Origin of the sequence: Bradyrhizobium sp. S69, from assembly GCF_009766005.1 — a bacterium.
In the GTDB taxonomy this organism is placed as follows: Bacteria; Pseudomonadota; Alphaproteobacteria; order Rhizobiales; family Xanthobacteraceae; genus Bradyrhizobium.
Genome location: NZ_LMUK01000038.1, coordinates 85,245 through 98,981, shown reverse-complemented (window position 1 = coordinate 98,981; position 13,737 = coordinate 85,245). Strand labels below are relative to the sequence as shown.

Annotated in this window: 13 protein-coding genes; 2 read left to right on the top strand and 11 right to left on the bottom strand. The window is 59.1% G+C overall.

What is annotated here, in order from left to right:
- Nucleotides 1–154: 154 nt before the first annotated feature.
- The 9 genes from glnT to GSQ88_RS15205 all read right to left on the bottom strand — a co-directional run bounded on the left by glnT (nt 155) and on the right by GSQ88_RS15205 (nt 10,817).
- Complete coding sequence (gene glnT, locus GSQ88_RS15245) at nt 155–1,453, bottom strand: type III glutamate--ammonia ligase (protein WP_159008565.1); 1,299 nt, start codon at nt 1,451–1,453, stop codon at nt 155–157.
- Between the two features lie 30 nt (nt 1,454–1,483).
- Complete coding sequence (locus GSQ88_RS15240) at nt 1,484–2,824, bottom strand: FMN-binding glutamate synthase family protein (RefSeq protein WP_159008564.1); 1,341 nt, start codon at nt 2,822–2,824, stop codon at nt 1,484–1,486.
- Between the two features lie 14 nt (nt 2,825–2,838).
- Nucleotides 2,839–3,525 carry a protein glxC gene (locus GSQ88_RS15235; RefSeq protein WP_159008563.1) on the bottom strand — a complete coding sequence of 229 codons (687 nt, stop codon included), beginning with the start codon at nt 3,523–3,525 and terminating at the stop codon, nt 2,839–2,841.
- Nucleotides 3,525–4,424, bottom strand: a complete 900-nt coding sequence (locus GSQ88_RS15230) for a class II glutamine amidotransferase (RefSeq protein WP_159008924.1) — start codon at nt 4,422–4,424, stop codon at nt 3,525–3,527. Before GSQ88_RS15230 ends, GSQ88_RS15235 begins: the two co-directional genes overlap by 1 nt.
- A 207-nt stretch (nt 4,425–4,631) precedes the next feature.
- Entirely contained in the window at nt 4,632–5,054 is a 423-nt protein-coding gene (locus GSQ88_RS15225; RefSeq protein WP_159008562.1) for a YybH family protein, read from the bottom strand.
- Nucleotides 5,055–5,424: 370 nt separating this feature from the next.
- Entirely contained in the window at nt 5,425–5,589 is a 165-nt protein-coding gene (locus GSQ88_RS15220; RefSeq protein ID WP_159008561.1) for a hypothetical protein, read from the bottom strand.
- 183 nt (nt 5,590–5,772) lie between these two features.
- Entirely contained in the window at nt 5,773–7,239 is a 1,467-nt protein-coding gene (locus GSQ88_RS15215; protein WP_159008560.1) for an amidase family protein, read from the bottom strand.
- A gap of 342 nt (nt 7,240–7,581) precedes the next feature.
- Nucleotides 7,582–9,219 carry a GMC family oxidoreductase N-terminal domain-containing protein gene (locus GSQ88_RS15210; RefSeq protein ID WP_159008923.1) on the bottom strand — a complete coding sequence of 546 codons (1,638 nt, stop codon included), beginning with the start codon at nt 9,217–9,219 and terminating at the stop codon, nt 7,582–7,584.
- A 155-nt stretch (nt 9,220–9,374) separates the two neighbouring features.
- Nucleotides 9,375–10,817 carry a benzaldehyde dehydrogenase gene (locus GSQ88_RS15205; protein WP_159008559.1) on the bottom strand — a complete coding sequence of 481 codons (1,443 nt, stop codon included), beginning with the start codon at nt 10,815–10,817 and terminating at the stop codon, nt 9,375–9,377.
- A gap of 27 nt (nt 10,818–10,844) precedes the next feature.
- Between GSQ88_RS15205 and GSQ88_RS15200 the strand changes: the two genes are divergently transcribed.
- Nucleotides 10,845–11,033 carry a hypothetical protein gene (locus GSQ88_RS15200; RefSeq protein WP_159008558.1) on the top strand — a complete coding sequence of 63 codons (189 nt, stop codon included), beginning with the start codon at nt 10,845–10,847 and terminating at the stop codon, nt 11,031–11,033.
- Nucleotides 11,034–11,191: 158 nt separating this feature from the next.
- Here GSQ88_RS15200 and GSQ88_RS15195 read toward each other — a convergent pair whose 3' ends face one another.
- On the bottom strand, nt 11,192–11,800 hold the full coding sequence (locus tag GSQ88_RS15195) for an NAD(P)-dependent oxidoreductase (RefSeq protein WP_159008557.1): 609 nt from the start codon (nt 11,798–11,800) through the stop codon (nt 11,192–11,194).
- Between the two features lie 103 nt (nt 11,801–11,903).
- On the opposite strand from GSQ88_RS15195, the gene GSQ88_RS15190 reads away from it, so the two are divergent.
- Complete coding sequence (locus GSQ88_RS15190; protein WP_159008556.1) at nt 11,904–12,290, top strand: winged helix-turn-helix transcriptional regulator; 387 nt, start codon at nt 11,904–11,906, stop codon at nt 12,288–12,290.
- A 99-nt stretch (nt 12,291–12,389) separates the two neighbouring features.
- Here the strand turns inward: GSQ88_RS15190 and GSQ88_RS15185 are convergent, their stop codons facing one another.
- A complete protein-coding gene (locus tag GSQ88_RS15185; protein WP_159008555.1) occupies nt 12,390–13,043 on the bottom strand; it encodes a flavin reductase family protein in 654 nt (217 codons plus the stop codon).
- Nucleotides 13,044–13,737: the final 694 nt, after the last annotated feature.

The window sequence follows — 13,737 nt, the reverse complement described above, 5'->3', positions numbered from 1 at the left end:
GGCGCTTCTCCTGCGACGAATGTTGGAAATCATGCATAGCGCATGCCGCCTGGACGCAAGTTTAGCTTTGGTTCGTTAGATTTTCCAATTCTTAAGAAATACTTTGCTCATGGGGCCTACGTGGCTCGATCCCGGATCTGATGCGCGAACTAGGTTAGCAATCCAGCGTCGCGTCCCGCTCCCACTGCGTCAAGTGGCGGCAGTAACTGTTCCATTCATCGTGCTTCAGTTTCAGAAAAGCAGGAACAAATTCTCCCAACCGCTCTCGCATGGTCGAACTCATATCCAGGGCTCGGAGTGCATCAAGCATGTTTAGCGGCAGGCGCTTCGCATCTTTTACGGTGTGTCCTTCCGTGTACATGTTGATGTCCAGCCTTTTGCCGGGATCTCGTTTGCTTTCAATGCCATCAAGGCCGGCCGCTATGATTCCCGCCTGCAGGAGATATGGGTTCGCCGCGGCGTCCGCGAGCCGAACTTCAAACCGGCCGGCATCTGGGATGCGAATCATGTGGGTGCGGTTGTTTCCGGTATAAGTCACGGTATTAGGTGCCCACGTCGCACCCGACGTCGTCCTGGGCGCATTGATACGCTTGTAGGAATTCACTGTCGGATTGAAGAGCGCGCATAAAGCGTCAGCGGAGTGGATGATGCCCCCGATAAAATTATATCCTAGTTCGGAGATCCCCAATTCGCCGGTCTCGCTCTCGAACAGATTCTTTCCCTCTTGCCACAGGGATACGTGGGCATGGCATCCCGATCCGGTCAGATCGAGGAAAGGCTTCGGCATGAACGTCGCGCGCAAGCCGTGCTTCTCAGCCACGGACTTGGCCATATACTTGAAGAACGAATGGCGGTCAGCGGTCACCAGCGTGTCGTCGTAGTCCCAGTTCATCTCGAATTGGCCGTTCGCGTCCTCATGGTCGCTTTGGTAGGGTTTCCAGCCCAGCGCAAGCATCGCGTCCGACATTTCCGCGATGATATCGTACTGCCGCATCAATGCCGACTGGTCATAGCAGGGCTTGGCCTGCCGGTCTGCTCCGTCGCAAACAGCGAGACCGTCGGGAGTGGTAAGAAAGAATTCGCACTCAACACCGGTCTTGATCTGCAGTCCTTTTCGCAGAGCCTCCCCTTTGAGCTTTTTCAGCAGGTTGCGCGGCCCCTGGGCGATTTCCGCGCCATCCATGTGCAAATCCGCCGCAAGCCAGCCAACCTCGGGCTTCCAAGGCAATTGCACCAGGCTTTGCGGATCTGGCACCGCGAACATGTCGGCGTCTGCCGGCGACAGATCCAGCCAAGTTGCGAAACCCGCAAAGCCGGCGCCATTTTTGGCCATTCCGTTTATAGCGGCGGCCGGCACCAGCTTGGCGCGCTGCACCCCGAACAGGTCCGTATACGAGACCAGGAAGTATTTGATGCCTTTCTGCTTGGCCACGTCCTCAAGATCGACTGTCATCGGGTTTCCTTTGCCTCGGCAATTCCGGCTTCAAAATTTTCCCGGGATCCAGTTCGTGCCGGCGAGCGGTACGCCAGCCATGGCGGCCGCTTCGACCGTCAACGCGACGAGGTCTTCCGGTTCGAGGTTGTGCACATGACTCTTGCCGCACGCTCTTGCGATCGTCTGGCATTCCAGCGTCAGAACCGCGAGATAGTTAGCAAGACGGCGGCCGGCCTTCACCGGATCCAAACGTGCTGCGAGCACGGGATCCTGCGTGGTGATGCCCGCCGGATCCCGTCCTTCGTGCCAATCGTCATAAGCTCCAGCCGTCGTGCCCAGCTTGCGGTATTCTTCCTCAAGATTCGGATCGTTGTCGCCCAGCGCGATGAGCGCCGCTGTACCGATCGCGACCGCATCCGCACCTAATGCCAGGGCCTTGGCGACGTCGGCGCCCGTGCGGATTCCGCCGGATACGATCAACTGCACTTTGCGGTGCAGCCCAAGGTCCTGTAGCGCCTGCACGGCAGGCCGGATTGCCGCAAGGATAGGAAGCCCGACATTTTCTATGAACACATCCTGGGTCGCGGCGGTGCCGCCTTGCATTCCGTCGAGGACCACCACATCTGCGCCTGCCTTCGCGGCGAGCGCCGTGTCGTAGTATGGCCTGCTGGCTCCGACCTTTACGTATATCGGTTTTTCCCAATCGGTGAGCTCGCGCAGTTCCTCGATCTTGATCTCGAGATCGTCAGGTCCGGTCCAATCCGGATGCCGGCATGCCGAACGCTGGTCGATCCCTTCCGGAAGATTGCGCATCTTCGCGACGCGCGCGGAAATCTTCTGCCCCAGCAGCATGCCGCCGCCGCCCGGTTTTGCACCCTGTCCGATCACGACTTCGATGGCGTCGGCCTTTCGCAGGTCCTCGGGGTTCATTCCGTAGCGCGACGGCAGATATTGATACACGAGTGTTCTTGAGTGCGAGCGCTCCTCCGCCGTCATGCCGCCATCGCCGGTCGTCGTGGACGTTCCGCTGGCCGAGGCACCGCGGCCTAGCGCCTCCTTTGCGGGACCGGATAGCGCGCCGAAGCTCATACCGGCGATCGTAACGGGAATCTTGAGTTCGATCGGGGATTTGGCGAAACGCGTTCCCAGCATCACGCCCGTTCCGCATTTCTCTCTGTATCCTTCGAGCGGATAGCGGGAGATTGATGCCCCCAGAAACAGCAGGTCGTCGAAATGCGGCACTTTTCGTTTCGCGCCGCCGCCCCGGATGTCGTAAATTCCGGTGGCAGCCGCTCGCCGAATTTCGGAGATGGCATGCGGATCAAACGTTGCCGAATAGCGCGGCAACGTGCGTTGGGAGGCGGATGCCGTTGGATCTTGCGCGGACATTGAGGCGGCTCCGATCAGTAGGCGTCAGCGTTGTCGACATGAAAATGATAGAGGCGGCGTGCGGATCCGTAGAGCTTGAAATCGTCGGCGGAAACGCCGGAGATTTCCGCTCTCGCCAGGACGGCGTTGAGCTCTGCGCGGTCTTGCTGGTTCATCTGTTTCTCGATGCAATCCGCTCCGAGGCTTGCCACCGAGCCGCGTACAAATAACCGCGCCTCGTATATCGAGTCCCCCAACGCTTCGCCTGCATCGCCCAGCACGACCAAGTTCCCGGACTGCGCCATGAATGCGCTCATTGCTCCGATCGACCCCTTCACCACGATGTCGATGCCTTTCATCGATATGCCGCATCGCGCCGAGGCGTTGCCCTCGATGACCAGGAGGCCGCCGTTGCCGGTCGCACCTGCGGCCTGGCTTGCGTCACCCGTCACCCGGACCTGTCCCGACATCATGTTTTCGGCGACGCCAACGCCGGCATTACCTCGGATAACGACTGTCGCGGCGCTATTCATTCCTGCGCAATAGTATCCGACATGTCCTTCGATCTCGACGGTGATAGGCAGGCTAACGCCGCAGGCTATGGCGTGCTTGCCGCCCGGATTGGCTACGATCCACCGTGTTTCATTGGTATCGTGCGGGAGCTTGTGCAGGGCCGAGTTGAGATCCCGCAGTTTCGTCTCGGCCAGATCCACGGTCGGCATCAGTTTCTCTTCCACGCATATACGGTTGCGGGTTCGGGCTCGAAAACCTTCGCGGCGGCGATGCCGGGCAGATTTGCAAGTGCGCGATATTCCGTTCCGAAGGCAACGTAATGCTCGGTCTCAGCCACGAGCGCTGGCTTGCATGCCACTGGGTCGCGAAGAACCGCAAAGCCTGACTCGGTAGCGACGACGAAGGTATAGAAGCCGTCGAGATCCTTCAGGCTGAGCTTGAGGGCGTCCTCCAGAGAGGCTCCCTCACGTATCCGCCAAGTCAGATAACCGGCCGCGACCTCGGAATCGTTGTCGGTCTCGAAAGACAATCCCTCGCGTTGCAGCCCGCGCCTAACTCCGTTGTGATTGGACAGCGAGCCGTTGTGGACGAGGCATTGGTCGAGCCCCGTTGAGAAGGGATGGGCTCCTTTCGTCGTGACTGCCGATTCAGTCGCCATGCGAGTGTGACCGATGGCATGCGTACCCGACATGTGCTCGAGGCCGAACCGCTTTGCCACTGCGGCCGGGAGTCCCACGTCCTTGTACAATTCCATGCGGGTGCCGCTCCCGACGATTTCAGTCCCTTGCAGGATGGTCGACTCGCGAATGAAGTCTTTGACGGCTTGCAACCTCCCCTGCGGTACCGAGATGACGGCATGGTTGGCATGAAACGAGGGAATTTTGAGATCGAGTGTTCGGGCGGCGGAAATGACTGCAGCCTCGATATCAGGCACCGGGAGAAGCCTCAACGTTAGCTTGACCAGGTCGCGCGTGCCACTGCCATAGATGGCGAAGCCGGCGCTGTCGGGGCCGCGTTCCGACAGAACCGCCAGCATGCCGCTCATCATCGAACCGAGCTGCGCCTCTAGCGAAGGGGTCTTAAGAAAGAGACCAGCAATGCCACACATAATTTTCCTCTCAAGAAACATTATATCTTGAGAAGTATCTGCAGGTCACAATGCTGTCAATAGTTGGCATACTGAAACTTGCCGACATTTTGAGCATGGTGAATGACACGCCGATCTCGACTCAGGCACCTGTCTCGTGAATTGCGGTCACCTCGCTTGGACATACTCTGCGCTAGGCCCAACCGGCGTGGAAACTTGGACTGCTCATCATCGCGAAGCGCTCGCCGTCGAGGAGTGATGATGCACGATGAGCCAAACGTCGCTCATTTTGCCGAGAACAAACGTAAACCGCGCAGGGGTTACGTACGCCGTCCCGTCTGATCCCGTGCCGCTGAACTCATAGTGGCCGGCCGAAAGTAGAATATCGCCCGAGCGGATGGTCACCCCGGTGCTTGTTAGCTTCACTGAGACACCGCTTCGGAAGGCACCACCGAAGTAGGAGTGTATCGCATCGCTCCCGATCGCGAGAACGCCGTAAGTGGTGCCGTGAATGGAGGCATCTGGTGCATAAAGGGAAACGATTTCGTCGATGTTCCGAGCGTTGAACGCCAACATCCACCGTGCGATTGCGGCTGCAGCCAGCGGCGCCGCATCCGGAAGAGAGAGCTGCATTGCGTTATTTTCCTTCATGGGGCTCGCCATTCCGGCTGGGCCTCCAGTAGCGCTTAAGATTCTGCGTTGCGGTGCTCTTCTGCATGCGCCGTGCGGCGATTTCCGAGCATTCCGGCTTCCTTCAGCTTCCCTGGTTTTCTGGATGTGCCTCTTTGCTCTTTAGCCTCCGAATGGAAGGCCGCCTGCGCGGGGCTAAAGAGAGGATTTCGAGAAGTTCCCGACGCTCTCAAATGCAATTCTGTCGAGGAACGCGCTCTACCAGCCGCCAAGCTTTCGAGGGCTCCTCAAGCCGCCGTTTCCGCTGAATTTCTCGATATGGCTTTCAAACAAAAGGCGGGACGAAGCTTTCAACAAGCACGCCGCGCCGCCCTATACGCAGCGCAATCTGCTAGTCGCCGACGGCGTGGAAGGTGAGCCAGCCGGATTGACGGGCTTTATGAAGAAGTACCGCGAATATCATTACGGCATCAGGCACATCATCGCTGATGGCGATATAGGTCGCGGTGCATTCGCTCGCGGAGCCCGCCCCGACGATCGGGGCATCGCGGGTCATCGACATGTTCAAGCGCGGCAAGCCTGGCGAGCATTCGGACAACCGACCCGGAGGCCGCGAACAACGAGAACTCGATGTTCTGCGAAGCCTACGGCACGTTGTGCCGTAGGCGAGTTGTGGTAGCGGCGGTGCGGCGGCCCCGGGCCGATCGTAGCTTTCGTCGGTGCGGAGGCGCCGAAGGCCTTAGGCCGGCACTCCGACACTCGACCTCGGATTGATCGGCGTCCCGTTGCTGAATCGCGCTTCGATGATCTCCGCCGCGTCGAAGATCGTATCCTCCCGGAATCTTCGGCCGACTAGCTGGACGCCGACCGGAAGGCCGCCGACGTTACCCGTCGGCACCGAAAGCGCCGGGTGACCCAGGATGGGGATCGCATTCATCGACCAGTTGCTCGACATCACCTTGCGGCAGCTTTCGACATTGACGATGTCCTTGTCATGCTCATGGATCATTTCGGCCGATGTTGGCAGAAGCAGGATGGGATAGTCCTCCATGAATGTCTGCAATTGCCGGATCAGTGCAGCACGTCGACCATAACCGGTGATGTAGTCGGTCAGGGTAGGAGCCGGCCCCCACCAAGCCTCGGCCACTTTATAGTAGTTTGCAGCCGCCTTGTTGACCATGACGCCGCCGATTTCCTTGACGAGCGGGTAGATCGTTCGGAATTCCTCCATGCAGAGGAACCACCAAAGGCGCATTGCCTCGTTGAAAAGCGGGAGTGAGACCTCCTCGACGATGTACCCCGCCTCCCCGAGCCAGCGAGCGGCATCGTCAAGCGCGGAGTCGACGGCGGCAACCGGCTTGTGGATGCCGGCGTCGCGCACCAAGCCAACTTTGATAGGCCTTTTGAGGGGGGGCCCTTCCAGCGGCGCTGGTGCGAAGACGGGGTCACGCGGGTCAAATTCGCTCATCGCAGCGAGGGCGATCCGAAGATCGGGTATATTACGGGCCATGGGACCTTGAACAAGGATCATCTGTTGGCACAAAGGACCGCTTCCGTCCGGGGCGCCGTAGGTGCCGGATACTCGGCCCACGGTGGGACGTATGCCGACTATACCGCAACCGTACGCTGGATATCTGATCGATCCCGCGATGTCGTTCCCCTGTCCGATCGGCATCATGCCCGTTGCAACGGCGGCCGCGGCGCCGCCACTGGATCCGCCGGGCGTGCGGGTCGGGTCCCAAGGATTAAGCGACTGGCCGTGAAGCTCGTTGTCCGTAAACCAGCGATACGAAATGGCGGGAGAGTTGCTCCGACCCAGGAACACCGCGCCGGCGCGTCGAAGGGCGGCTGCGTGCGGGGAATCTTGCGCAGCGGTGTTTTCTTTCCACGCCACGACGCCGTCGGACGTCGGATGCCCGATCTGGTCCGTGTTGATTTTGATCGATACCGGGACGCCGTGGAGAATCCCCAGTGGGCCTCCGGCTGCGACCGCCTTGTCGGCATTGTCGGCCATCTCGCGCGCTTCACGCGGAGAAAACTCGACGAGCGCATTGATCTTGGGGTTGACCTCTTCAATCCGCGCGATGCAGCTCTCGGCGACTTCTCGCGCCGAGACCTGCCGGGTCTTGACGCCGTGGGCCATCTGCGTCGCGGACCACTGCCATAGCGGGCCTGACGATCTCTTCTCCATCCCATCTCTACTCATGGTCGTTCTCCATATGTGATTGCACAATCGATTGTTGCGGTGCTTTTTCGCACTCGCTTCTTCAGACCGACCCGCGAGCCCTGGTCGGAGGAGAGAGATATTTGTTTTGCCGAATGTATTTATCGATGTTCAGCATGGGGCTCACTCGCGGCGTGAACGCTAACCGACAGTTATATTACTGACAAGAACAATTTGTTCTCTTTAGGAATATTTGATTTGCACGCTTATTTGGCGGCCAGCCTCTATCGGGAGCAGATCGTGGCTTGCCCTCGGACTCCCTCCATGCGGCAATCGCTCGAAGATCGCCCCAGGGGATAGCCGGCCAGCAGACATTTTCGGTTCTCACTTCGAGTTCAAGATTTCCCCCATGCGCTCGCCTATCACGACGCATCCGGCCATGGTGTTGCCTGTGGTGACGCGCGGCATGATCGACGCGTCCGCGATACGCAGCCCATCGACACCGTAGACTTTCAGTTTTGCGTCCACGACCGACATTTTGTCCCGCCCCATCTTGGCTGTGCAGCTCTGGTGCCAGTAGGTCACGGTCGCGTCGCGCACGAAGTTCTTGAGCATATCGCCTTGCAGCCCACCGGGCATAACTTCGCGCTTTATGAAAGGCCGCATCGGCACCGAATTACCGATCTCGCGGCACAATTCAACGCAGCGCAAGATTGCGGTCATGTCGGCCGGATCGGATAAAGTATTGGCGTTGATACGGACGGGATCGCCCGGATTGGCTCCGCTCAACGAGATTTCGCCACAACTTTTGGGCCGTACGACCGCCGGCGAGATGGACCAGCAAGTTGCCGGCGGGTTATATTTGGACTGCGTTTCGGGGCTTGTGTAAGGTACCTCGATCTGAAAAGGCTGCAGGTCCGGCGTATCGAGGCTTGAATCGCTCTTCCAGAAGAATGTCGCCTCTGCCGCGTTATTTTTGAACGCGATGGGATCCGAATATTCCCACACACAGCCGGCGACCATGAAATGATCCTGGAAATTTTTCCCGACGCCGGGGAGATCCTGGGTGACCGGAATGTCGTGGCTCTTGAGATGGGCGGCATCGCCTATACCGGACTGCATCAATATCTTCGGCGTGTTGATCGCGCCGGTAGAGAGAATTACCTCGCGACCCGCGGCGATGCGCATCAGCTTGCCGTCATATTCGATTTCGACGCCGGTCGCGCGCTTTCCGTTGAACGCGACTTTTGTGACCAGCGCCCCGGTAAGCACGGTAAGGTTAGGCCGGTCCATCAGCGGATAGGCATAGGTGCGGAAGACCGATTGCCGCTGACCGTCGCGGATCCGGACGTTTGCGAGGGCGGCACCGCCCTCACCCTCCATCATCGATCCGTTCTGGTCCGCGAATGTGGGAATGCCCACGGACCTGGCTCCCTCGAGCATCGCCGGCGCGATCGCGATGGGATTCGGTGCCGGCTGCACGTAGACGAGGCCTCCGGTGCCGCGACGCGCGCTATCGGGTGCGCCGTGCCAGTCTTCGATCCGTTTGTAGATGTTGAGGACCGAGTTGTAGTTCCAAGCGTCGTCTCCGGCTTCCGCGGCGAAATAATCCCAATCGTTTTTATGACCCCGCGACCAGACCATCACATTGATAGAGGAGCCGCCGCCCAACACCTTACCCATCGACAGCGGAATGCTGCGATTGTTGAGGTTCGGATTCGGCTCTCCCTTAAAGCCCCAATCCAAGGCGGTACCGAGATTGGTGAACCACGCCGATGGATTTGTGACGCTTGGCACGTCGTCGTTGCCGCCCGCCTCGAGCATGAGAACGCTCGCGTCGGGGTTTTCCGCCAAACGGCGCGCTACCACGGAACCCGATGAGCCGGAGCCACAGACGATGTAGTCATATTGCCGTTTGAGGTTGGTCGCATTTGCAATCTGGTTCGCCCGCGCGCGCTGGGCAAATCCCGCGAGCCCTGTCGCGGTGCCAACCGAAACTCCCGCGGAAAGCGCAACTCGCATGAAGTCGCGGCGCCCGATACGTCCATGGAGAAGCGCTCGCTCCGCCCTCTCGACCTTGTCCTGCATGGCGAGCTGCTGCGGCGCCTCGCGGTGGCCATTATCGACTATCATTTAATCCTCCTCGAGGGCATAACGCGTCTGAGCGCGATTAAAGTTTAGAACGGATATTGCGGAGCCTTGTCGCGCACCGTCACCCATTGCCATTGGGAGAATTCATCCCAGTTCGCCGGACCTCCGATGCTGGTGCCATTGCCAGACTGCCCGCGGCCGCCAAACGGATTCACGACTTCGTCGGCCACCGTCTGATCGTTGATATGGAGCAGGCCGGTGCGTAGTCTCGCACCGAGACTCATCGCTCGGCCTACCGAGGCGGAAATGACGGCCGCCGATAGGCCGTAATCGGTGTCGTTGGCCAACGCTACGGCGTCGTCGTCTGTCTTGAAGGAAGTAAGCACCGCGACCGGCCCAAAAATTTCTTCGCGAAACGCGCGCATGTCCGGGGTTACGCCCGCGAGCACCGTCGGCCTAAAGAACAATCCGTCTACGGTGCCACCCGCCAACAGAGTTGCGCCGGCGGCTACCGAATCCTCGACGATACCCCTCGCGTGGTCGGCCTGGCCGGCGCTGATGATGGGGCCAAGCGCTACTTCTCCGGTCGACGGATCACCCACGGGAAGCGCTGTCGCTTTTTTCGCGAGCCTCTCTGCGACGGCGGCGAAAATCGACTCCTGCACGAGAATGCGGCCGCTGGACATGCAGATCTGGCCCTGATGCAGATATGCAGACCATGCGGCATTGGAGGCGGCCAAGTCGGGATCAGCATCGTCGAGAATGATCAGCGAATTCTTGCCGCCCAGTTCGAGCGACAATTTCTTCAGATTGCCGCCTGCGAGTGCCCCTATCTTACGGCCCACGGCCGTCGATCCGGTGAACTGGACCATCGCAACATTGGGGTCCGTGCAAAGGGCCTCTCCGGCCTCCGCTCCTCCCGGTAGTACGAGCAGGACATCCGGTGGCAGACCAGCCGCGGCAAGGAGTCGCGCGAGCAGCAATCCACCGCTCACCGTGGTGCGAGGATCGGGCTTCAAGATAACCGCATTGCCTACGGCCAAAGCAGGGGCGACGGCGCGCAGTCCGAGATACATGGGAAAATTGAAGGGGGATATCACCGCTACGACGCCCAAAGGCATACGTCTGCAGAAGCTGATCTTGCCTGGATCTGACGGCAGAATCAAACCCTGCGGCTGTGATGGCATAGCCGCAGCCTCCCGGAATGCCTTTACGACCAGGGTAATCTCAAATCCGGCCTTGGCCGGAACCGATCCCGTCTCACGTACGATCCATTGCAGGTATAGGTCGGCATTCGCCTCCATAAGATCGGCGGCCTTGCGAAGCACCCGCGCGCGTTCGTCATACGGCAATGCAAACCATCCGGCCTGCGCCGCACGCGCGCGTCGCGTAGCATCTGCCACGTCGGCTGCATCCGCCATTCGTAGCGAGAACAGCGACTTCCCATTGCCGGGCTCCGCCACAGCCACCGAATTTTTCGCTGGTGATAGCCAGCGTTCGTCCACCGCAAGATCGAGCTCTGCGCGCATTTATCGTTTCCCCTCGATGGCCCGGTCATGCCGGCCGGTACGTTTTTTGTGTTCGTGGCGGCCGGACTCTTACTGGCCGGGCTCGCTGACGCAGCGTTCCCTTATTTTTTCTTCTCAGTCAACTATTTTTCTTTCTTAGCAGGCAACTATTTTTCTTGTCGTTTTTCATTACGATTCTTGGCGGGCTGCGCCACCACCCAACAGGCGGGCGGCTAGATAACCTGGGGATTGCGTTTCGATACGTTCGGTACGGAGCAGTACGAGCGTCAAGATTAGTGAAGGCCCGTGGGATGACCGGCGGTTATCGCTTTACCTAGTGCTTGCCTCGGTGTCGCACGGAACTAGCCGCCGGCACCGAGGCAGATCTGCTTGCGTTAGTACCCGACGGTAAAGCGCTGGCGGGGATGCGCGGGCTTTTCGATTTCATCCGCCATCGCCACGGCATAGTCTTCCATGGAAATACTGCTTCCCTTTTCATTGGTCAGCAATTTGTCCCGGCCGAGCCGGAAGTGGCCGGTCCGTTCCCCCGGGACGAACATCGCCGATGGCGACAGATAGGTCCAATTGAGGCTCGTATCCTTCCGCAGCAGGTCGAGGAACACTCCGCCAGCCAGTGCTTCCGACTTGTAAAGCTCGGGGAATTGCGGAGTATCCACAAGCTTCACGCCCGGAGCGACTTCAAGACTGCCGGCGCCGCCGACGACCAAATATCGTCCTGCGCCAGATTTGGTCACGGCCGCGATCAGCTTGTTCGGGTCGCTGGCCGTGAAATGAACCGAACTGATGACGGCGTCGTGCCCGCTAAGTGCGGCCGCCATTCCGGTCACGTCACCGGCGTCGGCTTTCTTGGCGGTAACGCCGGGAAGTGTGGGTACTTTTTCTGGATTGCGAGCGATGGCAGTGACGGCATGCCCTCGCCGAGCAAGCTCCGCAAGAATCCGGGAGCCTGCGTTGCCAGTAGCTCCGATTAGCGCGATTTTCATTTGTCCATTCCTTAGGTTTCAATTCGATACTAAGTATGTCAACGACATCTAAGTGTGAAGAAGGCACCTTAGTGTGAGCTGGTAACCCGCAGGAGACCGCCTCTTGAAATCGACGACAACTAAAGGATCGAACGCGTACGCTGCTGCTTGTCCAACGCGGGTTGTGCTGGATCGAATCGCGGACAAGTGGGCAGTCCTGATCCTCGGGCTTCTTCAAGAAGAGCCGATTAGGTTCAACAGGCTGAGGAAGCAGATCGAGGGCATCTCTCAAAAGATGCTCTCCCAGACATTGAAAAAGCTTGAGCGAGATGGATTGGTGGGGCGCAAGGCAATCCCCACGGTACCGGTTACGGTGGAATATTCGATTACACCGCTCGGCAGAACGCTCTCCGCCATGTTGGACGGCCTGCGTGTGTGGGCAGAAACCCATATCGAAAAGGTTCTGATTGCTCAGAAACGCTACGACTCCGGTTCGCGAGGATCGCGCTGATACCCGCCGGCGACTGTCTGCTTCGTCGAAGCCCCGCCTTCCGACGAGCGGAGGGGTAAGACCCTCCGCTCGGGCTTTTCGAGCCAACGCCGGCGGATACTATGCGTCCGCCATGTCGGGCGTTCGATAGAGATCCTCGGGAATCTGGCCAAGAGTCGAAGGGTGCACTTGGGGTCCCAGCCCGTAAAACTGCTGGAAATTGAAGATCAGCGGGCGCCACTTGTTCGGATCAACCCGGTTTTTATTCCCGTCCATTAGAATGGACTCCTCGATATGGATGTTTCGGATCCGCATCTCGAACGTGATGAGAAAGCCCTCCATCGGCCCACCAACATCGAGGCTGCGTTCCGCTTCGAGCGTCGCTTCGAGTTGAACGGGGCATTCGAGAACGCGAGGAGGCGCGACTATCTGAGAGGGTACCGGCGTAAGACCTGCCACCTCGAACTTGTTCTTTTCAAATTTGAAGCCGCGCGGCATTTTGCTTTCGGGGACGGGGTCGGTGCCAGTAAGTTTGGCCAAACGATCGACAGCTCCTACCTGCTCTACCGAAGGTAGGTTGATCACCATTTCTCCGGTTCGCCGCAGGTTTTCCGTGCTCTTCGAAATCGACTCGAGTCCGATCATGCATCGCCAACTGAGCCAGAACACCGACGACATCGGAGCCAAGTTTGCGGTCCCGTCTTCGTTCATTGTGCTCAGAAGCGCGACCGGCGTTCCGAAGTAGAGAATGGTTGGTTTGGCGTTCACGTGCATCTGGCTTCTCCTGCGAATGTCATGCGAGTATGGCTTGGAAGGAAGTGGCCGACGCTCCGATTCTTGCTTTCAAAAGAAATTTACATGGCGACCGGTGGCGCGCATCCGATCCGCGTTGCCGTAAAGGCGCTCCGTTTTAATGAACTGCGGCTGCTCCGGCCGGCCCGATCTTCATCTGCTCGAACCGTTGTGTTTCGGCAATAGAAGCTCATAAGGGCTAATTTCGATTTGAAAGCAATCTTTGGGGTGCGACTCCGTCGGTGAACATCGATAGTCGCGACAGAAAACGCGAATTGGTGACTACGATGGATATGATCTTGCAGCAGGCGCTGACCGAAGCGCTTCGATACGGCTATCTTACGCTCCGGCTTTCGGCCGCGCGCCATTTCGGACAGTACGGTAACGATACGTCGGACAGCTCCGCCGTTTCCGCGGAGGGGCGCAGCTCCTCAACGCAATGCGGCTGTCACACTTGAGTGAGTGCAGATTACAGAGACAGCGCGGCAGCTCGATGCTGTCGTGACGAGTCAGCAGCAAAGCCAACTCACGATGACACCGTGATCACTGTCAGGGCCGCATGTGGCACGCACGCGCTGCTGGCAGCCGAACCAAGTTCCGAATCAACGTCGCAGCGCGTATTCTGGAAACCTGGGTAGAAGTGACCCAATGGGCGACGCACGGGGCGTGTCGATCG